This window comes from Bacteroides sp. L008, assembly GCF_040812255.1.
Lineage (GTDB): Bacteria > Bacteroidota > Bacteroidia > Bacteroidales > Bacteroidaceae > Bacteroides > Bacteroides vicugnae.
This window is the reverse complement of the sequence record NZ_JBFNXO010000001.1, coordinates 1393933-1413931: the sequence shown is the minus strand read 5'-3', so window position 1 is coordinate 1413931 and position 19999 is coordinate 1393933. Positions and strand designations below refer to the sequence as shown.

Genomic DNA, 19999 nt, shown 5'->3' with positions numbered 1-19999 from the left:
GGGATAAAAGAAGGGTGAATTAAAAAATCACCCGTACTTTTGTTCCTTTTTCTATTTCTGAAAATATATCCAACTTTGCGTGATAAGCAGAGATGATTTTCAGGGTCAGGCTAAGTCCGATGCCTTGTCCGGCATAGTCCCGGGTATTACTGCCCCGATAGAAAGACTGGAATATGTGTTCTATTTCTTCTTGTGGAATACCGATTCCCCGGTCTTCTATATCAAGAATGATTTGTTGTTGCTCCCGGTAGAGAGTCACATTGACTTCTCTATCAGAGTATTTGCAGGCGTTATCTATTATATTCTTTAATGCTATCTTCAATAGATATGGATTGGCTTTTACGGTCATCTGCCGGTCTGTCTCTTCCAAATGAAGATGGATCCTTTCATCGGAAGCCGTCAACTCTTTTAATAGATCGGCCAGAATAATCTCTTCAATATTGTTTTTCAGGAGTTCTTCTTCTTGTCGTGAAAGAAAAAGAAGGTGCCGGATGAGGCTGGACAATCGTTTGCTTTCCGAAGAGATTCGTTGAAGGGATTCAATGTATTCTCCCGTACTTCTCTCTTTCAGCAGACTGATTTCGCATTCTCCCTGAATGGCGGTAATCGGATTGTTCAACTCATGTGAAGCATGACTGACAAAGGACTTCTCTGCCTTGAATGCACTGTCCAGACGGTCGAGCATACTATTTAATGTCTTTATCATGTCTTCCAGCTCGTCATTATTGCCGGTGGTCTTTAATCGGCGGTTCAGACTGTTGGCACGTATTCTTTTCAGCTCCTTTAATATGTGTTGCAGGGGAACCAGAATACGGCCGGAGTATATTTTTCCGATGAAAAAGATCAGGACGGAACTGGCTAAGATGAGAAATATGGAAAGCAACAATAGGTGTTCCTTGATTTCTGTTCCGTAGGCATTCCGGGACATGACGAGTACGATAAAGTTTCCTTCATTGTCCGGATAATAAAGGGCGGCTCCCAGTTGATCCTTATATTTGAAGGAGAAAGGGATGCTGTCCTGTACTGCCAGCAGAAGAGCCTGCTGGTGTTGCGTGAGGTATTTATTCAGTGTATCACGCACTTCGGAGAGACTATCCATATTTAAAAGAATCTCATGGGCTTCGGGCAGGAGTTCGTCATATTTGCGTTGGATAATCTGGTAGCTCTGTTCGTCTACTTCATCTTTTTCCCAATGCTTCTGTGCGGTCAGGTAGGCTTTTTCACGCAGGTAAGAAGCATAGAGCTTATTGATGTACTGTGTACTGAAAATATAAAATACGGCAATGATAATGACAGTGGTCAGTACACTGATTAATGTATAAAAAAGAGCTATTTTAGAACCTATTTTCATAGCCGGGGTGCTTGGGAGTTTAAGTATTCATGATATATCCTAGTCCTACGACTGTATGGATCAGCTTTTTATCAAAGTCACGATCAATCTTTACCCGGAGATAGTTCACATAAACATCTACGATATTGGTATTGGTGTCAAAGTTCTTGTCCCATACATCTTTGAGCAAGGTGATACGTGAGAGGGCAACCCCTTGATGGGTCATGAAATATTCGAGCAGGCGGTATTCTTTAACGGTGAGGTCGATGTCTGTCTCACCTCTTCTGGCTTTCCGGGTATTGCAGTCCAGCACCAGATCGTCGCAAGTCAATAGATTGGAAGCTGCTTCCTTGTTGCGTCTCAATAGGGCTTTGATGCGCGCTTCCAGCTCCTGAAAACTAAAAGGTTTGACGAGATAATCGTCTGCTCCCGCATCCAGTCCTTTAACAATGTCTTCCGTTGTACCCAAGGCCGTCAGCATAATAACCGGAGTCTGATACCCGAACATCTGGCGGTAAAGGTGGCAAAGTTCCAGACCGTTTATTTTAGGCATGATAATGTCCAGTATCAAAAGGTCGAAAGGCTCGTCCTGAAGGATTTTCCAACCGGCGTTCCCGTCATGGCAGACGCTTACCGAATGCCCGAATTCTTTGAGTCCCCGTTCGATGAAAGAGGCGATATTAATTTCATCTTCAACCAATAGTATCTTTGCCATAATTCAGATTGTTTATGTGCAAAGATACTTTTTTCCTGGCATCCGGAGAAAGAAATCTGCGCTACATTTAAGTGTTTCTTCTTTTTGAGTTGTACTATATACAAACAATAGATATGCTATGAAAATAAATTGTGTCATTGGAGCTTTTCTGTGTGCTGGGATGTTATGGGTGTAGCAGTCCGAAAACAGAAGTGAAATCACCGGACGGTCATATCAAAATGGCTTTAACAGTAGACGACAACGGCAAACCGTTATATAATGTTTTAGTAGGTGACTCATTGTTGATTGAAAATAATGAAGGCCATCCGGTTTTCCAGTTCTTCCGCGACTTCGATCCGGATTGTGACGAATCGAAAGCATTGGCAGGAGAACCGGGTGAATTTGTAGCCATCGTGCGTAAAGCAAAGGGGAACTATTTTCTGAAAATACGTTGAACATACGAATGGCTCCGGAGGCGGACAGGCTATTTCATTTATAGCACTTTAAAAAGACTGATTGATTATAAAGTTAGACTGTTAATAATGGAAATAGGATTCGTTTTTAGGTAGAAAGATAGAAAACAGGTAGTATAAATAAAGTTGGTTAGAGGTTAGAAAAAAACGGTGGACAGTGTTGAGGTTGTTCACCGTTTTTGTTTTTATTTGCGAGAATACTTATCTTATTATTTGAGATATTATCCCTTTGCTTCCTGATACATAAAGCGTTTGATTGACTTTTTCGCAGTCTTTTCAAATTCTTCAAAATGGATTTTAATCTTGCTTATTTGAGAATAGTTAGGAAGCTGTTGATTCAATTCGATACGGTTTTGCTCCATTACTTTCTGAATATCCGTCTGCTGCAATCCATGAGCGAAAGCATCGTCGAAATCCGGGTAGATCAGGGCTACCAGCTTTTCGTGCTGTAAGACGATCAGTGACTCCGAAACATACGGCATGTTGTTCAGCTTGCTTTCGATTTCTTCGGGATAGATATTCTGTCCGCTAGAGGTGAGAAGCAGGTTCTTGCTACGTCCGCGGACTGTCACATAACCCTCTTCATCCAACGTACCGAGGTCACCGGTATGCAGCCAACCGTTAGCATCAATAATTTGTGCCGTAGCTTCCGGATTTTTATAATACCCCAGCATCATATTCATTCCTCTGCATACGATTTCTCCGGCATGCGTTTTCGGGTCCGGTGAGTCTATGCGGACTTCCATCCGGCTGGTTGCCTTTCCGCAGGAAGCAAGTTTCAGTGTTTCCCAACGGCTGGAACAAATAATCGGACCGCATTCCGTCATACCGTAAGCGATGGTGTAGGGGAACCCTATCTTTTTAAGGAAATCCTCTACTTCCGCATTGAAAGGAGCACCTCCGATAATAATCTCGTCAAAGTTTCCACCGAAGATTTCCATGGCAGCCTGTCGTGCCAATGATTTGATTTTATCATTCACAATAGGCACTTTCAGTAATAACTTGCCGATTTTGCTGTCTACTTTAGGAAGAATGTCTTTCTTGATAATCTTTTCCACAATCAACGGTACACAAGAAATCACTCTGGGTTTGATTTCGGAGAAAGATTGGGAAATGATTTTCGGAGACGGCATACGCGTCAGGAAATAGATGTGTGCACCTGCAGAGAATCCGTAAAGGAAATCATATACCATACCGAACACGTGTCCCATAGGCAACATGGAAACGATATGGTCTCCCGGTTTAACGGGAAGCATTTCGAAGCAATAAGCCACGTTCGACCAAAGACTGCGATAGGGGAGCATCACTCCTTTAGAGTAACCTGTGGTACCGGAAGTATAGTTGATGATAGCCAGTTCTTCCGGACGATCTTTCCGGTAACAAATATGTTCCGGGCGAAAGTTCTTGGGATACTGTTGGCCGTAAATAGCGTTCCGGTGTTCAAAAGCGTAAGTGAGTTTTTCGTTCCGGGACACTAATGCCGAGAAATCTGTCAGTGAAGCGATGCCCTCTAACAAAGGCATGGCATCTTCATTCAGATTCTCCCATGCCTGGTCGCCGACGAAAAGTAATTTGGCCTCGGAATGGTTGACGATATTATGAATATTATCTGCCTTGAATTCATGCAAAATGGGAACAATAACAGCTCCGTAAGTGATGGTCGCCAAGAAAGTAACCGCCCAATGAGCACTGTTACGTCCGCAAACGGCTATTTTATCTCCCGGCTGGATGCCGGCACTTTCCAAGACGATGTGAAATTTAGCGATTTTACGCGCTACATCCTTATATTGGAGGGTAATTCCTTTATAGTCAGTTAAGGCATCTTTGTCCCAGTTTTTGATGATGCTTTGCTCAATATAATCAATGAACTGATGTTCTTGTTCCATTCGATTTTTGCACATTTAGTTTAAAACTGCGCAAAATTAATACTTCGTAGATGTAAACCGAATTTTAAATTCAAGTTTTACGGTTAATTAACGGAGGGGAATGAACAATTTTACCAGCCGGATAAAGGTCTTTCGTGTTTCTTCCTTAAAACTAGTTCATTGGCCTGTATAAAACGTTTCGTCTCCATGCATGAAGATGAAACGAATGTCTTGCAAAGGCAAGAGGTTTCATGCGTGGAGACGAATCAATTATGGTGTACTGAATAACTCTTTTCTGATGTTATTCTGAATCAGCATCTTCTTCTTTGGACTTTTCGGAAATAAGTAACAGTTTATCTCCTTCATGCAGTTTCAGCGTTCCGTTGGGAATCAGGAACTCATCTCCGCGCTTCACAATCATTACCAGCGTGCCTTTCGGAAGATTCATATCTTTCAATGTATCTGCTTCTTCCAGCATACTTTTAGTGATAGTCATATCACTAAGGTCAGAGTCAATTTCTTCCGGAAGTTCCACTCCGAAGTCGTTACCGGTTTTTTCCAGCGGTTTGGAAAGATTCAAAATCCGGGCGACGAAAGAAATGGTTGTTCCCTGTACGACCAATGAGACAATGGTAATAAAGAATACAATGTTGAAAATGAGGTTCGAACCTTCTACGCCCGCCACTACCGGATAGGTAGCAAAGATAATAGGAACTGCACCGCGTAATCCTACCCAAGACACGAAAATACGTGATTTCATCGTGATTTTCCGGAATGGAAGCAGACAGAGGAACACGCTTAACGGGCGACCGATAATAATCATGAAGACACCAATCAACAATGCCACGGAAGCTACTTCCAGCATTTCGTGCGGGTTGACAAGCAATCCCAGGCAAAGGAACATGATGATTTGGAACAACCAGGTCAGTCCGTCCATAAAGGTGTAGATGTCTTTACGATGCATGATTTTATTGTTTCCTACCATGATACCCGCAATATATACGGCAAGGTAACCGTTACCTTTCAGTAAGTCGGTGATGGAGAAAGTGAAAAATACAAATGCAAGTAATAAGATAGGATACAAGGCCTGATTATCAATATTGAGCTTATTCAACATTCGGATGGCTAGCTTTCCAAGTATATATCCGGCAGCGGCACCAACGATGAACTGGATAATGAAAGATCCGACGATGGCTCCGACTCCCATACCTGCCGACTGAATGAATTGTATCAGGACAATGGTCAGCATATAGGCCATCGGGTCATTACTTCCGCTCTCCAGTTCCAGCATGGGACGAAGGTTGTGTTTCAAGTTCATCTTCTGTGAGCGGAGGATAGCGAATACTGAAGCCGAGTCGGTAGACGACATGGTAGAAGCCAAAAGCAGGGAAGTAGTGATAGGTAAATAGATATTAGACCAGCTCATACCTGATATCCACCAGATAAAGAGTCCGGTGAAAAGGGCTGTGAGTAGTACTCCGACAGTGGAAAGCACGATACCGGGACCTAGAATAGGTTTGATTTCTCTGAATTTCGTATCCATACCTCCCGAGAAAAGGATAATACTAAGGGCCACCATACCGATAAATTGGGCGTCTTTCGCGTCGTGGAACTGCAGGCCGAGGCCGTCACTTCCAAACAACATTCCTACTACGAGGAACAATAATAAGGTAGGTACTCCAAAGCGGTATCCGGTTTTTCCAACAACGATGCTGACGAAAAGTAAGATAGAACCGATAAGTAGAGTGTTTTCTGCTGTAAATATCATAGGCAATATATTATAAAGTTATAAAATTGTCGTATTAATTCTCACCGTGCGAAGTTACACATTATTAACAACAAATAAAAACCCTTTTTGGATGTATTTTTGTGAAAAAAGGGAGTTAAATTGTCTAAAAAGACTAATTTTGCAAAGAATAATCTACATTATACTTATGGATTCAAATAATCTTACACCTTTGAGGAAAGGGATGGTGGGGGTACAATTCTTATTTGTAGCTTTCGGTGCTACGGTACTCGTGCCGTTATTGGTGGGGCTTGACCCTTCTACAGCTCTGTTTACAGCAGGTATTGGTACGCTTATCTTTCATGCGGTTACGCGTGGAAAGGTTCCTGTCTTTCTGGGGAGTAGTTTCGCATTTATTGCACCTATCATTAAAGCGACAGAACTTTATGGATTGCCCGGCACCTTATCCGGCATGGTTGGAGTAGCGTTAGTTTACTTTGTGATGAGTGCGCTTGTCAAATGGCAGGGAGTGAGGGTGATTGAACGGCTGTTTCCTCCTGTTGTCATAGGGCCTGTCATCATTCTGATAGGTTTGTCATTGGCGGGAACGGGAGTGAATATGGCAAAAGAGAACTGGGTACTGGCACTGCTTTCGTTGGTTACCGCAGTCGTTGTTTCAATGAAGGCCAAGGGGCTTTTGAAACTGATTCCTATCTTCTGTGGGATTGTTGTAGGGTATCTGGCTGCATGGCTTTTCTACGATTTGGATTTGTCCGGTGTCAGAGATGCTGCCTGGATTGGATTGCCGCAGTTTGTCTTTCCTAAATTCTCATGGGAACCTGTGTTGTTTATGATTCCGGTAGCCATTGCTCCGGTGATAGAACATATTGGTGATATCTATGTCGTTAATACGGTCACCGGAAAAGATTTCGTGAAAGATCCGGGGTTGCACCGTACTTTATTGGGGGATGGTCTGGCATGTTTCTGTGCCGGATTATTGGGTGGCCCTCCTGTGACAACTTATTCGGAAGTGACCGGAGCCATGTCTCTGACAAAGATAACCAATCCGCAAGTGATAAGAATAGCTGCCATTTCCGCTATCTTATTTTCTGTTATCGGTAAAATCAGTGCATTATTAAGATCCATTCCTAGTGCGGTACTGGGCGGCATCATGTTATTGCTTTTCGGAACGATTGCTTGCGCGGGAATTGGTAATCTTGTGAATAATTGCATTGATTTGAGTCGTACAAGAAATATAGTCATTGTATCTTTGACACTGACTGTCGGTATTGGCGGCGCTGCTTTTAATTGGGGCGATTTTTCATTGTCCGGCATTGGACTGGCAGCTTTGGTGGGAGTGCTTCTCAATTTAATATTGCCAAAAGAAGATTGATATTCTATTTAAAAAGAAACTATTCAAAAAGATTCCATCGACTATGCGTGCGGGATAAACATAGAAATCCTGTTCAATATAGAAAAAGATAGTGACGGTATTGTTGTCGTATACCGTCACTATTTTGCAGCCGGGAATCTCCAATTGAAATTTCCGGCTATTCCATTGTTGTTTAGGATAGGAACTTCACAATATCCTCATCTACTGTGCTGATGCCTCCGATTCCGAATTGTTCGATCAATACGTTCTTTACGTTCGGTGAAAGGAAAGCGGGGAGAGTAGGACCCAGATGAATATGTTTCACTCCTAAAGCCAGTAATGCCAATAAAACAATGACTGCCTTTTGTTCGTACCAGGCGATGTTGTATACGATAGGCAACTGATTTACATCATCCAGTCCGAAGATTTCTTTCAGTTTTAAAGCGATGACGGCCAGTGAGTAGCTGTCGTTACATTGTCCTGCATCCAACACTCTCGGAATCCCGTTGATATCACCTAAAGCCAGTTTATTATATCTGTATTTGGCACAACCGGCAGTAAGAATCACGGTGTCACCAGGTAATTTTTGAGCAAATTCCGTATAGTATTCACGGCTTTTCATACGTCCGTCGCATCCTGCCATTACAAAGAATTTGCGGATAGCTCCGCTCTTCACGGCGTCCACCACTTTATCTGCCAGGGCTGTCACCTGTGCATGAGCGAATCCTCCGATAATCGTTCCGTTTTCAATGGCTATCGGTGGCTGACATTGTTTGGCGTGAGCAATCAGGGCAGAAAAATCTTTCGGTTTTCCGTCTTTGCGTTCGGGGATGTAATGTGCCCCTTCCAAACCACAGGCTCCTGTGATGTAAATACGATCCTTGTAGCTGGCATTTGCACGTGGCGGAACGATACAGTTACTTGTGAACAAGATAGGACCGTTGAAACTTTCAAATTCCTCTTTCTGCTTCCACCAGGCATTTCCGTAATTTCCTGCCAGATGCTTGTACTTCTTTAGTTGAGGATAATAGTGTGCAGGCAACATTTCGCTGTGAGTATATACATCTACTCCTGTGCCCTCCGTTTGTTCCAATAGCTCTTCCAGGTCTTTCAAATCATGTCCGCTGATTAATATACCCGGATTATTGCGTACACTGAGACTCACTTGTGAGATTTCCGGATTTCCGTAGCTGCTGGTATTCGCTTTATCCAACTGTGCCATTGCTGATACTCCATGCTTTCCTGTTTCCAAAGTCAGCTGAACCAGTTCTTCCACTGTAATATCATTGCGGGTCAGTTCGGACAAGGCATGTTGCATGAAAGCAAATATTTCCGGTGACTCGTAGCCTAGGTTATGTGCATGCTCTACATAGGCAGCCATTCCTTTCAGGCCATAGTGTACAAGTTCTTTCAGTGAGCGGACATCCTCGTTGGGAGTGCGAAGCACACCGACAGTTTTTGATTTTTCTTCAAACTCATCTTCGCTTCCATTCCAAAGACATTCGTCGGGAGCATTTTCAATCTTTACCTTGTTGGCAAGTTCCTTTTTCAGTTTCAGTCCTTCTTTGATTTTTTCAGTGATAGCCGCTTTATCAAAATTGGCGTTGGTGATGGTGATGAACAATGCATCATAGATAAATTTGTCTGCTTGTTCGGAAGGATGTCCATCTTTACGCAGATGTTCGTTGTAGACAGCAATTCCACGTACTACGAAGAGTAGTAAGTCTTGCAGGTTAGCCACTTCAGACGTTTTACCGCACACACCTTTCAAGGTACAACCGGTACCCATTGCGGTTTCTTGACATTGATAACAGAACATACTCATAACTTTTACGTTTTTAATTAGTCCAATAGTTTATTTCTTGAACGCAAAAGTAGAGGAAAGGTTTCAGGTGATTCTGTAACCAATGTTACAACAATGAATATTTTTTATATAGATACTCACTATTTGATTATTATCCGGTCAATATTCAATCCATGAATTTTTAAGTCGATTCCATTATTGGATAAGCCGGACCAGTTCTTCTTTCTGTAAGATAGTGATATGCTTACGATCGGCTATCAATAATCCGTCTTCCTGCATATGCGCCAGTTCACGGGCGAGGGAAGGACGGGATACCCCGAAGTAATCACTCAATTCCTGTTGTGAACGGTCGAGGGTGATATGTGCCTGTTGCTGCTGTTTATGTAGTCGGAGCAAGTACGAAGCAAGTTTCTGACGAATCGTCTTAAATGACATGAAGAAAAGCTTATCCGATAAGGTCCGTGCATAATTGGCAGAAAGATTCATATAGTTTTCCAAAAACTGCTCGTTTTTGCGGAATAAACTCAATACACTTGATTTAGGAAGTTCGATAACCTCTGTCGGTTCGTTGGCCGTCACTTCCACCGGATAGCGGTTCTCCTCACCGAACAGGAACAGAGGGGCAATCGCTCTTGGAGCAGCGATGTCCTCCACTTTGATAAGACGCCCCGAATAATCGATCATCTCTCCACGCACACTTCCTTTGGTCAGGATGACAAGGCGGTTGCACACAGCCCCCTGTTGAGCCAGGATTTCCCCTTTCTTATAAGAACGTGTATGGAAACTGATCTCTTCCAGATCGGCAGAAAGTCTTTCCGGAGTGATTCCCCGGAATAAGGGATTGTTGACGAGTGCAGGTATCATATATCAATAGTTATTTGAATTTTAAAATAAACGTTGTTTCTTTCTCCCGCAGCAAAGTGAGACTTCCTCCCGAAAGACGCATGATCTGGCGTGAAATGCTAAGTCCGATTCCACTACCATTTTCTTTGGTGGTGAAGAAAGGTATAAAGATATGCTCTGCTATCTCCGATGGGATTTCAGGGCCGTTGTTCTTGATCTCGATCCATATTTCTTCCATGTCATTGCAATAAGCCCGGATCTCGATTCTACCATCCGGCTGGCTGCCGATTGCCTGAATGGCATTCTTTAGAAGATTGATAACCACTTGGGCGATGAGGTTTTCATCTGCATACAGGATTAAGTCCGCAGGAGAAATCTCCGTGTGGAAACAAATGTTGTCACACGGATTCTGATGGCGGGCAAGTTCAATCATCCTTTCTATGAACGCTTTCACGTAGAACAGCGACGGTTCCGGTGCAGGTATGCGTGTAAACTGCCGGTAAGATTCTACAAAAGAGAGCAACCCTTTTCCTGTGGTGCTGATGGTCTGCAACCCGTGACTGATCTCTTCATCTTTGCCCTCGGACATGGAAAGAAGAGTGTCACAAAGGGAAGTGATAGGAGTGACCGAATTCATGATTTCATGCGTCAGAACTCGTGTCAGGCGAATCCATGAATCTATTTCCTTTTCATCGAGTTCGGTATTGATATCGTTCAGGGCCAGGATACGCAGATGTTCTTTGCGCACATTGATTTCCGATACACGTATGGATAGATTAACGGTTCCCCGTTCGTTGTGAAACATCACTTGCAGTTTGTCTCCGGGACGGCAGTTCTCTATTTTCTCCATGAGCGTAGTGTCTACTTTACTTAACTGATGGATATGCGTGAATATATTCAGCCCCAAAAGACGGAGTGCTTCCTTGTTCTTCTGATAAACCGCCCCATTGTCATTGAGTACCAGCAATCCTGTACTGACAAAATCCAGAATCAGCTCGTAATATTTCTCTTGCTGGGCGGTTTCCGCTTTTACATTATATAAAATGTGTCCCACCCGGTTGAGTGCCCGGTTGATCTTTAGGCTTTCGGGAGTACCGTTTTCTTCGGGAAAATGAAAGGTGTTATCATTGTTTTCAAGCGCGTTAATCATGAAAAGCACCTGCTTGGTGTGAAGTTGGTACAGGCGGATTTGCCAGATGATGCTAAGCACCAGCAGACAAAGACTGACGCCCAACCAACCGTATGATTGATGAATACCGAACCAGACAGTCGATATACAGAAAAGTACAGTCAGCAAAACTCTGAACCAGTACCGAATCCCCAGTTGTTGGATCTGTGAGTTCATAATCCGAATTTTTTCATCTTGTTATAGAGCGTTTGCCGGGTTATTCCCAGTTGAGCGGCCACTGCCGATAAATTTCCCGCACAGGCATCGAGTGCTTTCCGTATCATCTGCACTTCCATTTCTTCCAGGGTGGAGATGTTTTGTTCCTGAATGGCTATCCGTGGTACGGATAATTGGAATAATTCAGCAGGAATCAGCGGACTGTCATTGATGATAACCGCTTTTTCGATGACGTGCTCCAATTCGCGGATATTCCCATACCAGGGATGCGCAGTCAATTTATCCTCTGCTTCGGGAGTGAACTTCATCAACGACTTGTCATATTGCTTGCAGAAGTGAGACAAAAATCGTTCGGCCAATGGGATAATATCCTCTTTCCGTTCGCGCAGGGGAGGAATTTCCACATGAATGGTATTGATGCGGTAGAGCAAGTCCTCCCGGAATTCGCCTTTCGCTACCATCTCTTGCAAGTTCCGGTTCGTGGCACATATCAGTCGGATATCAATAGGAATTGGCGTGTTACTTCCCACTTTTACAATGCTTCGCCGTTGGATGGCAGTCAGTAGTTTTGCTTGCAGATGGTAGGGCAAGTTTCCTATTTCGTCCAGAAACAGCGTACTCTTTTCGGCAGCCTCGAACTTACCTGTCCGGTCGGTATGTGCATCAGTGAACGACCCTTTTATATGTCCGAAAAGCTCACTCTCGAATAAAGATTCCGTGATGGTTCCCATATCCACAGCAATCATTTCCTTATGTTTGCGGTTGGAAAGCGCATGGATTTCACGTGCCAGCATCTCTTTTCCTGTTCCGTTTTCACCCGTTATCAGGAGGTTGGCATCGGTGATGGCAACCTTTTCAATCAAAACCCGTAACTGTTGCATTACTTTGCTTTCTCCCCAGTACATAGGCGAGTGAGCAGGCTTTTCTTTGCTTGCTGTTTTCCTGTCATTGTGCGTAGAGGTTGCTGCGGTTTGCAGCGTTTCCACTAGTTTCTGGTTGTCCCAGGGTTTAACGATAAAGTCTGTTGCTCCCTCTTTAATCCCCCGGATAGCCAGTTCAATATCGGCATAAGCCGTAAAAAGTACGACCGGAAGATCCGGACGTACTTTTTTTATTTCATGTAACCAGAATAATCCCTCATTGCCGGTATTGATGCCCGATGTGAAATTCATGTCCAGCAATACCACTTCCGGCATTTCCTCCCGCAGGACGCTCGTCAGGGTGACAGGCGAGGAGAGGGCAACGACCTTTGAAAAATAACTTTTTAAAAGGATTTGTATGGCAGTCAGCACTCCTTTATTGTCGTCTACAATGATGATTGTTCCAGATTTACTCATTTTCGTTCAAGTTTGTACAGCGCAAACTTACGAAAAAAGGATGTGATAATTCAAGAATCATAATTCAAAATTGATTTTAGACTCCTTGTGCCCCCAATCAAAACCACTGGAACTTCAATCCGAATGATAAACTAAGGTAATCACGCGGACGGAGATAACTATTGTTTACCGCACTAATCACATAAAGGTCGCACGTACTTATTTCATAGAAAAAGGTTACGGACTTGGCCATAAATCTGCGTTGCGGGTCAATATCATAGGTCAGGCGTTGTCCCATAAAGACATGGAAACGCACTTTGCTTGAGAAACCATAATACCCTTTCGGATAACGTTCCGGCTCATTCACCCAGAACTGATTTCCAAATACGGTATTCACATAAAGACCACAGGTAAGAGGCTCCGTCGAGAATCCTTTTCCAATGTTAATGCTCCAGGGCATATAGTTCTGCTTGAGCGTCATGGTCACTTTTGCTTTCTTCGAAGAATATTTCGGGATGAATCCGAGCAATACATCCGTTTCCCACTGATTACGCTTTCCATAATCCCATCCTGTGCCGAAAGAGAGTAATCCCATATTTCCGGCATATTGTATTTTGGAATGAGTCGGGATAATCCGCTCCCAGTTTCTGCGGAAACGGTGAACCCGATTGTCATAACGGGTATGTTGGGTCTGTTCCGGTGCGTTTGTCTGGCAGGTGGCAGACATCAGACCGGAAAGCAGGAGAAGCACGTACAGTACTCCTGCGCGTAAGATATAATTAGTATTTAACCAGCTCATATTCGTATTTTTCCGGAGTTATTGTAAATACCAGATAAGTACGGTAATCCATACAATCACTGGTAACATAATGTATTCCATCATCAAAAATCACATCGTCCTGATAGTGATGGGTATGGGCGGCCGTGCAGAACTGTATTCCTGCATACTGTTTGACATAGTGCTGGAATACTTTTGCCACATTATCATTGAACACATCCGTATAGGGACGCGCGTGCATACAAATAACTGTCTTTTCAAACTCCTCCCGCCTGTTCGTTATCTCATTTTCCATAAAGGTAAAGTCCGGTACCGGTTCGGAGTAATCATACTCCAAAGCGTTGGTATTCAAGCAGACAAACTTCACATTTCCTGCGATGAAAGAGAAGTTTGTGGAGCCGAATACAGCCTTGTAGGTTTCCGCTCCCGTGCCCAGGCAGTCATGATTTCCGATCAGAGCCACATAAGGAACATGAAGTCCGTTCATGATATCCCTTTGCCAAAGAAATTCCTTGGTCAGTCCGAAGTCACTCATATCCCCTCCGTGGATGACGAAGTCAATATCATTCCGTTGATTGATCGCTTTTACAAAATCTTCCGTTTCGTCATACCATCGTTGTGAGTCGCCCATTGTCACGAACCGTATCGTAGTTTTACCCTGGCAGCTCGCTTCTATTCTTTCGATGTTGTGTGCATTGACCTCTGTTTCTCCGCTGATGCGGACGTCATACGGATGATAGTCTATCATACCGCATCCCGAAAGGAACAGGCACGAACACAGTGCATATAAATTCTTCCTCTTCATCATTACTTTAATAGTTTATAAAACTGAATGCAAAGATAAAGTTTTCTACCGGGATGAACAATCTCCCCATGGATAATAGAGACTGTTGGAACAATTTAAAGGAGAAATGGAATAGTCTCCCGGTTGTCTAAAAATTAGACGGTACTGTCTAATTTTTAGACAATATTCAGAAAGGTTGAAATGATAAACACTTGATAATGAATTGTTATTCTTTTTTGGCATGCTTTCTGCATGATTGAAAATAGAAAAACAAAAATAAAATATAATATGAAACAAATCTATTATGTGATCCGTACTTTATTGCGGGGGCATGGTTCCAACGTTATTAAAATCCTCTCCTTGGCGTTGGGGCTGACGATGAGCATCCTGTTGTTTGCCCGTGTGGCTTTCGAACAGAGCTTTGACAAATGCTTCAAAGATTATGATAACCTGTATCAGATCTTCTCCGTCTTTTCCGCCAATGGCCAAACCTTTGAGCCGCAGGAAATGAACTGCGGACCGGTGGCGGGTGCCATACTGGAGAATTTTCCTAAAGAAGTGGAAGCAGCCACCAGCTATTGCGTCTGGATGAGTGCCCCTCTTTATCATGGAAGTGTCCGTTTTGAAGCTAACAAAGTGACAGCCGATTCACTATTCTTTCAAACTATGGGTATCGACGTTTTGAGCGGTGTTCCGGAAAAAGAACTGATGCAGAAAGATGTTGTCTTTCTTAGTGACCGGTTGGCTCGTAAGATGTTCGATCAAGAAAACCCGATAGGCAAAGTAATCTCCTATAATAAAGAGATAGAACTGACGGTGAAAGGCACATACGCCGACATACCCGAAAATGCCACCGTCAGACCGGATGCAGTGATTTCTCTGCCTACCGTATGGAGCCGTGGATGGGGAAACTACTCCTGGAGAGGAGGCGATAGCTGGATCGCATTTATCCGTTTCCGTCCCGGAGCAGACAAATCCGTGGTGAATGCCCGGTTGAATGACCTGATAAAGAAATATCGTCCTGCGGAAGACCAGAAAGTGGTAGGTTATACCGCTTTTGTAAAGCCGATCCGTGATGTATACAGGGAAGAACCGGACGTGAAGCGGATGCGGAACATCATGTCTATCTTGGGAATAATCATCCTTTTCATCGCTACCTTGAACTACGTACTGATCTCCATTTCTTCACTCTCATACCGCGCCAAAGCCATCGGCGTACATAAGTGCAGCGGTGCAGGCAGCGGCAAAATTCTGGGAATGTTCCTATTGGAAACAGCTATCATTATTCTCTTCGCCTTACTACTGATGGGATTAATCTTACTGAACTTCCGCGACTTTATAGAAGATACAACCGCCGTTGAACTCGGAGCTCTGTTCTCTTTAGACCGTCTTTGGGTACCCCTGCTGACGGTAGCTATCCTGTTCCTCATAGGAGGAGCACTGCCCGGACGCATCTTTGTCAAAATCCCCGTTTCACAAGTCTTCCGCCGCTATACAGAAGGAAAGAAAGGCTGGAAACGCCCGCTATTATTCGTGCAGTTTGCCGGCGTAGCTTTCATCTGCGGACTGATGTATGTGGTGATGCTGCAATACTACTATGTCTTAAACAAAGACCTGGGATACAATCCGAAGCGCGTTGTCGTAGCCAATACCGGTTTCGGCAATAAAGAAAACCAAGACTATGCCCTGACTTTCTTCCGCGGCCTGCCTTATGTAGAGTCCGTGTCCAGTGCCGATTCCCATCCCGTATATAGTTATAGCGGAACGATGATTCAGGATGAAAGTGGACAATCACTTTTCTCTTCCCGTTTTTGTAAAATGATGGAAGACTATCCGAAGATGATGGGTATGGTGATGAAGGAGGGGCGTATGCCACGAAATGAAGACGAAGTAGTCATCAATGAAACATACGGCGAATGGATGCACTGGGGAACCGAACTATTGAACCGTACCGTCTATAATTCAGGCTACGTATGTAAAGTAGTGGGAGTGATTAAAGACTTCCGGATCGGTAATTTCACCAACCCGCAAGCACCTTTCATCCTGATGAGTACCAAGAATTTCGGGAGCTGTGTTCATGTCCGGCTGAAAGAACCTTTTGCGGAGAATCTTCAGAAACTGAATAAAGTATCGGCAGATGCTTTCCCCGATAAAACGGTCGATTTCCGTTCGATGGAGCAGATGATAAAAGAGAGTTATAACTCCATCCGCGTCTTCAGCAATGCTACCATACTGGCAGCGGTTACCATGTTCTTTGTGATGATGATGGGATTGATAGGCTACACAACCGACGAAGTCCGCCGCCGTTCCAAAGAGATTGCCATACGCAAAGTCAATGGCGCCGAAGCCTCCGGTATTTTGGAAATGTTGGTGAAAGATGTGCTCTATGTAGCCGTTGCAGCCGTTGTGATCGGTGTGGCGGCATCATGGTACGTCAATGATATGTGGATGGATATGTTTGCCGAACACGTGCCCGTCAGCTGGGCGGCGTATGTACTGATAGCGATTGTAAATCTTCTCGTTATCGTAGCCTGCGTACTTTGGAAATCGTGGCGGATTGCCAATGAAAATCCCGTGAGTAGCCTTAAAAGTGAATAATTAAAAACATAAATAAAAAGATTATGATTGAAATAAACAACATCAGTAAAGTATTCCGTACTTCCGAAGTGGAGACAGTTGCCTTGAATCACGTAAACCTTGAAGTAAAAGAGGGAGAGTTTGTAGCCATTATGGGGCCCTCCGGTTGTGGTAAATCCACTTTGTTGAACATTCTGGGGTTGCTCGATAACCCTACCGAAGGTTCCTACCGCTTGATGGGTGAAGAAGTGGGCGGATTGAAAGAGAAAGAACGTACCCATGTGCGTAAGGGCAAACTCGGATTCGTATTCCAGAGCTTTAACCTGATCGACGAACTGAATGTTTACGAGAATGTAGAACTTCCTCTGACATATTTGGGCTTTAAAGCATCCGAACGCCGCCGCATGGTAGAAGATATTCTGAAACGGATGAACATCAGTCATCGTGCCAAACACTTTCCGCAACAACTTTCCGGTGGTCAGCAACAACGTGTCGCCATTGCCCGTGCCGTAGTGACCAATCCGAAACTGATTCTCGCCGATGAACCGACCGGTAACCTCGATTCAAAGAATGGGGCAGAAGTGATGAACCTGTTGACCGAACTGAATAAAGAAGGAACAACCATCATCATGGTGACACACTCACAACATGACGCATCCTTTGCCCATCGTACAGTTCATTTGTTCGACGGCAGCGTGGTAGCCAGTGTGATAGCATAAACCAGATCAGAAGCAAGTATGAGACAAATCTATTATAGCATACGTACATTACTGCATGAGCGTACTTTGAATATCGTAAGAGTGCTCTCCCTTTCTTTAGGACTAACAGTTGGCATCTTGCTTTTCTCGCAAATAGCTTTTGAGATGAGCTATGAGAAATGTTACCCGGAAGCGGAGAATCTGATAATGGCGAGAATAGCGGCACAGAATATGACGACCGGCGAAGTGCAGGGCGATGACGGAATGAATTATGACTATACCGTCTGCGATCCGGTAGCTTTTACCCTGGCGCAGGATATGCCTGAAGAAATAGAGTCGGCCACCTGTGTACTTCCTTCCCAGTTTTATCATATTTATAAAGAAGACAAACTGCTGTCAAAAGCAAATTACATGAGGGTTGACACCTGTTTCTTTGAAACGATGGGTATACCCGTACTAAAAGGGAACGCGAAAGATCTCATCATTTCGAATAGCATATTTGTTTCAGAACATTTTGCCCGTGAAACATTCGGCAGTGCAGACCCTATTGGGAAAACCCTTTCGGCGGACAAACAGTTGGAACTGACAATTCGCGGCGTCTATAAAGACATACCCGAAAATTCGATGCTCTCCCGTGACTTTGTGATTACCATTCACCGCGATGGTCACTATGCGAGTGGTAACGGTTGGAATGGGAATGATATCTTTTATGCCTTTGCACGCTTGCGTCATGCGTCGGATATAGACAAGGTGAACAGCAAAATCCAACAAGTAATGGCAAAATACAGCCCCTTGCAATGGGATGACTGGAAGTTGGAATACAGCGTTGTTCCTCTTTCGGAACGTCATCTGGATTCTGCCGATACCCAGAAACGTTTGATGATATTCGGCTTCCTCGGCTTTTCAGTGTTTTTTGTAGCCATCATGAATTATATGTTGATTTCAATAGCCACTATCAGTCGTCGTGCAAAAAGCGTAGGAGTACATAAATGCAGTGGAGCCAGTTCAGGGAACGTCTTTGGTATGTTTCTGGCAGAAACCGGAGTCTTGGTTCTACTATCCATTCTATTTAGCTTCCTGTTGATAATCAACATGGGCGAATTGATCGAAGACCTGCTGGGAACCAGCCTTGCCTCACTGTTTGCCTGGGACATCATTTGGATACCGTTGCTCACTGTAGCAGTCCTTTTCCTCCTGGCAGGAGGCATACCGGGGAAACTGTTTTCACGTATTCCCGTCACGCAAGTATTCCGGCACTACACGGATGGGAAAAGAGGATGGAAACGTTCATTGCTATTTGTCCAGTTCACGGGTACCTCCTTTGTACTCGGACTATTGCTGGTTACCCTGTTACAATATTCTCACCTGATGAATGGAGATATGGGAATCAAGATTCCGGGACTGGTAGAAGCCGAAACCTGGATGTCAGGCGAAACAGTAGAACATGTAAAAGACGAGTTGCTTCGCCAACCGATGGTGGATGGGGTATCGGCATCCACACACAGCGTACTGGGAGAGTACTGGACACGTGGATTGATTGGCAACGACGGCAAACGCATTGCTACCCTTAATTTCAATATGTGCGACTATGATTATCCGAATGTGATGGGAATCAGAATAACAGAAGGCACCACCATCAAGAAAAAAGGCGATCTATTGGTGAATAAAGAACTCGTCCGTTTGATGAAATGGACCGATGGTGCCGTAGGAAAATCCGTGAGTGGGGTAGAAGGTACCATCGTAGGAGTGTTTGATGATATTCGTAATAGAAGTTTCTATTCCAGTCAGTCTCCTATTGCATTGATTGCCGATAAAGAATCGGCCAATCACACCATCAATGTCCGTCTAAAAGAACCCTATGACGAGAACCTGAAACGCTTGAACGAATGTGTGGCAAAAACATTTCCGAATGTAGCTCTGAACTTCAATTCAGTAGACAGCAAGATCCGGGAAGGCTATAAGAGTGTATATCGTTTCCGTAATGCAGTCTGGATTTCGTCCTGCTTCATCCTGCTTATTGTCATCACGGGATTGATTGGCTATGTGAATGGAGAAACTCAACGCCGCAGCAAGGAAATAGCCATACGCAAAGTGAATGGGGCAGAAGCCTCCGGCATCCTGAAATTATTGATATACGACATTCTGAACATCTCCGTAATCTCTGTTCTGATAGGTACTGCCGCTTCCTATTTTACAGGCCAAATATGGTTGGAACAGTTTAGCGAACGAATTGATATGGATCTGTTACTTTTTATAGGAATAGCCCTGCTGGTACTATTGGTTATCGTGGCTTGCGTGGTAGTGAAAGCCTGGCACGTTGCCAATGAAAACCCCGTAAAGAGCATTAAAGCAGAATAAATAATAAAAACCAATAGGCGGAGTAAAGCTGCTAAT

Annotated in this window: 14 protein-coding genes and 1 pseudogene; 5 read left to right on the top strand and 10 right to left on the bottom strand. The window is 44.0% G+C overall.

Features of this window, described 5'->3' with window-relative positions; genetic code table 11:
- Positions 1 to 19: 19 nt before the first annotated feature.
- Together AB3G73_RS05735 and AB3G73_RS05730 are read right to left on the bottom strand one after the other, a co-directional pair.
- Entirely contained in the window at positions 20 to 1351 is a 1332-nt protein-coding gene (locus AB3G73_RS05735; RefSeq protein ID WP_367743562.1) for an ATP-binding protein, read from the bottom strand.
- 19 nt (positions 1352 to 1370) lie between these two features.
- Positions 1371 to 2045, bottom strand: coding sequence for a response regulator transcription factor (locus AB3G73_RS05730; RefSeq protein WP_074557019.1), 675 nt, complete (start codon positions 2043 to 2045; stop codon positions 1371 to 1373).
- 118 nt (positions 2046 to 2163) lie between these two features.
- Between AB3G73_RS05730 and AB3G73_RS05725 the strand changes: the two are divergent.
- A pseudogene (locus tag AB3G73_RS05725) lies at positions 2164 to 2467 on the top strand (hypothetical protein); the annotation flags it as partial.
- A 251-nt stretch (positions 2468 to 2718) separates the two neighbouring features.
- Here AB3G73_RS05725 and AB3G73_RS05720 read toward each other — a convergent pair.
- On the bottom strand, positions 2719 to 4383 hold the full coding sequence (locus tag AB3G73_RS05720) for a long-chain fatty acid--CoA ligase (protein WP_074557018.1): 1665 nt from the start codon (positions 4381 to 4383) through the stop codon (positions 2719 to 2721).
- A gap of 280 nt (positions 4384 to 4663) precedes the next feature.
- Positions 4664 to 6130 (bottom strand): potassium/proton antiporter, encoded by a 1467-nt coding sequence (locus tag AB3G73_RS05715; RefSeq protein WP_074557017.1) that lies wholly within the window; start codon positions 6128 to 6130, stop codon positions 4664 to 4666.
- Between the two features lie 166 nt (positions 6131 to 6296).
- On the opposite strand from AB3G73_RS05715, the gene AB3G73_RS05710 reads away from it, so the two are divergent.
- Complete coding sequence (locus AB3G73_RS05710) at positions 6297 to 7481, top strand: uracil-xanthine permease family protein (protein WP_148366944.1); 1185 nt, start codon at positions 6297 to 6299, stop codon at positions 7479 to 7481.
- Between the two features lie 172 nt (positions 7482 to 7653).
- Here AB3G73_RS05710 and hcp read toward each other — a convergent pair whose 3' ends face one another.
- The 6 genes from hcp to AB3G73_RS05680 form a co-directional block, all read right to left on the bottom strand.
- The gene (hcp, locus tag AB3G73_RS05705; protein ID WP_234133603.1) at positions 7654 to 9285 is read right to left on the bottom strand and encodes a hydroxylamine reductase; all 1632 of its coding nucleotides are present in this window, start codon (positions 9283 to 9285) and stop codon (positions 7654 to 7656) included.
- A 174-nt stretch (positions 9286 to 9459) separates the two neighbouring features.
- The gene (locus AB3G73_RS05700; protein WP_148366943.1) at positions 9460 to 10128 is read right to left on the bottom strand and encodes a Crp/Fnr family transcriptional regulator; all 669 of its coding nucleotides are present in this window, start codon (positions 10126 to 10128) and stop codon (positions 9460 to 9462) included.
- A 10-nt stretch (positions 10129 to 10138) separates the two neighbouring features.
- Positions 10139 to 11452 (bottom strand): PAS domain-containing sensor histidine kinase, encoded by a 1314-nt coding sequence (locus AB3G73_RS05695; protein ID WP_148366942.1) that lies wholly within the window; start codon positions 11450 to 11452, stop codon positions 10139 to 10141.
- Positions 11449 to 12789, bottom strand: coding sequence for a sigma-54 dependent transcriptional regulator (locus tag AB3G73_RS05690; protein ID WP_234133602.1), 1341 nt, complete (start codon positions 12787 to 12789; stop codon positions 11449 to 11451). The genes AB3G73_RS05695 and AB3G73_RS05690 overlap by 4 nt, the downstream gene beginning before the upstream one ends.
- Positions 12790 to 12886: 97 nt before the next feature.
- Positions 12887 to 13567 carry a hypothetical protein gene (locus AB3G73_RS05685; protein ID WP_148366940.1) on the bottom strand — a complete coding sequence of 227 codons (681 nt, stop codon included), beginning with the start codon at positions 13565 to 13567 and terminating at the stop codon, positions 12887 to 12889.
- Entirely contained in the window at positions 13548 to 14351 is an 804-nt protein-coding gene (locus AB3G73_RS05680) for a metallophosphoesterase (RefSeq protein ID WP_074557058.1), read from the bottom strand. Before AB3G73_RS05680 ends, AB3G73_RS05685 begins: the two co-directional genes overlap by 20 nt.
- A gap of 267 nt (positions 14352 to 14618) precedes the next feature.
- Here AB3G73_RS05680 and AB3G73_RS05675 point away from each other — a divergent pair, with 267 nt between their 5' ends.
- The 3 genes from AB3G73_RS05675 to AB3G73_RS05665 are packed head-to-tail and all read left to right on the top strand — an operon-like array spanning position 14619 to position 19963.
- On the top strand, positions 14619 to 16928 hold the full coding sequence (locus AB3G73_RS05675) for an ABC transporter permease (protein WP_367743542.1): 2310 nt from the start codon (positions 14619 to 14621) through the stop codon (positions 16926 to 16928).
- A 23-nt stretch (positions 16929 to 16951) separates the two neighbouring features.
- Complete coding sequence (locus AB3G73_RS05670) at positions 16952 to 17626, top strand: ABC transporter ATP-binding protein (protein ID WP_004303508.1); 675 nt, start codon at positions 16952 to 16954, stop codon at positions 17624 to 17626.
- Between the two features lie 18 nt (positions 17627 to 17644).
- On the top strand, positions 17645 to 19963 hold the full coding sequence (locus tag AB3G73_RS05665) for an ABC transporter permease (protein ID WP_367743539.1): 2319 nt from the start codon (positions 17645 to 17647) through the stop codon (positions 19961 to 19963).
- Positions 19964 to 19999: the final 36 nt, after the last annotated feature.

Bases quoted from the DNA above. Each gene is read 5' to 3' on its own strand.
- AB3G73_RS05735 (WP_367743562.1), bottom strand. From the start codon at position 1,351: ATGAAAATAGGTTCTAAAATAGCTCTTTTTTATACATTAATCAGTGTA.
- AB3G73_RS05730 (WP_074557019.1), bottom strand. From the start codon at position 2,045: ATGGCAAAGATACTATTGGTTGAAGATGAAATTAATATCGCCTCTTTC.
- AB3G73_RS05720 (WP_074557018.1), bottom strand. From the start codon at position 4,383: ATGGAACAAGAACATCAGTTCATTGATTATATTGAGCAAAGCATCATC.
- AB3G73_RS05715 (WP_074557017.1), bottom strand. From the start codon at position 6,130: ATGATATTTACAGCAGAAAACACTCTACTTATCGGTTCTATCTTACTT.
- AB3G73_RS05710 (WP_148366944.1), top strand. From the start codon at position 6,297: ATGGATTCAAATAATCTTACACCTTTGAGGAAAGGGATGGTGGGGGTA.
- hcp (WP_234133603.1), bottom strand. From the start codon at position 9,285: ATGAGTATGTTCTGTTATCAATGTCAAGAAACCGCAATGGGTACCGGT.
- AB3G73_RS05700 (WP_148366943.1), bottom strand. From the start codon at position 10,128: ATGATACCTGCACTCGTCAACAATCCCTTATTCCGGGGAATCACTCCG.
- AB3G73_RS05695 (WP_148366942.1), bottom strand. From the start codon at position 11,452: ATGAACTCACAGATCCAACAACTGGGGATTCGGTACTGGTTCAGAGTT.
- AB3G73_RS05690 (WP_234133602.1), bottom strand. From the start codon at position 12,789: ATGAGTAAATCTGGAACAATCATCATTGTAGACGACAATAAAGGAGTG.
- AB3G73_RS05685 (WP_148366940.1), bottom strand. From the start codon at position 13,567: ATGAGCTGGTTAAATACTAATTATATCTTACGCGCAGGAGTACTGTAC.
- AB3G73_RS05680 (WP_074557058.1), bottom strand. From the start codon at position 14,351: ATGAAGAGGAAGAATTTATATGCACTGTGTTCGTGCCTGTTCCTTTCG.
- AB3G73_RS05675 (WP_367743542.1), top strand. From the start codon at position 14,619: ATGAAACAAATCTATTATGTGATCCGTACTTTATTGCGGGGGCATGGT.
- AB3G73_RS05670 (WP_004303508.1), top strand. From the start codon at position 16,952: ATGATTGAAATAAACAACATCAGTAAAGTATTCCGTACTTCCGAAGTG.
- AB3G73_RS05665 (WP_367743539.1), top strand. From the start codon at position 17,645: ATGAGACAAATCTATTATAGCATACGTACATTACTGCATGAGCGTACT.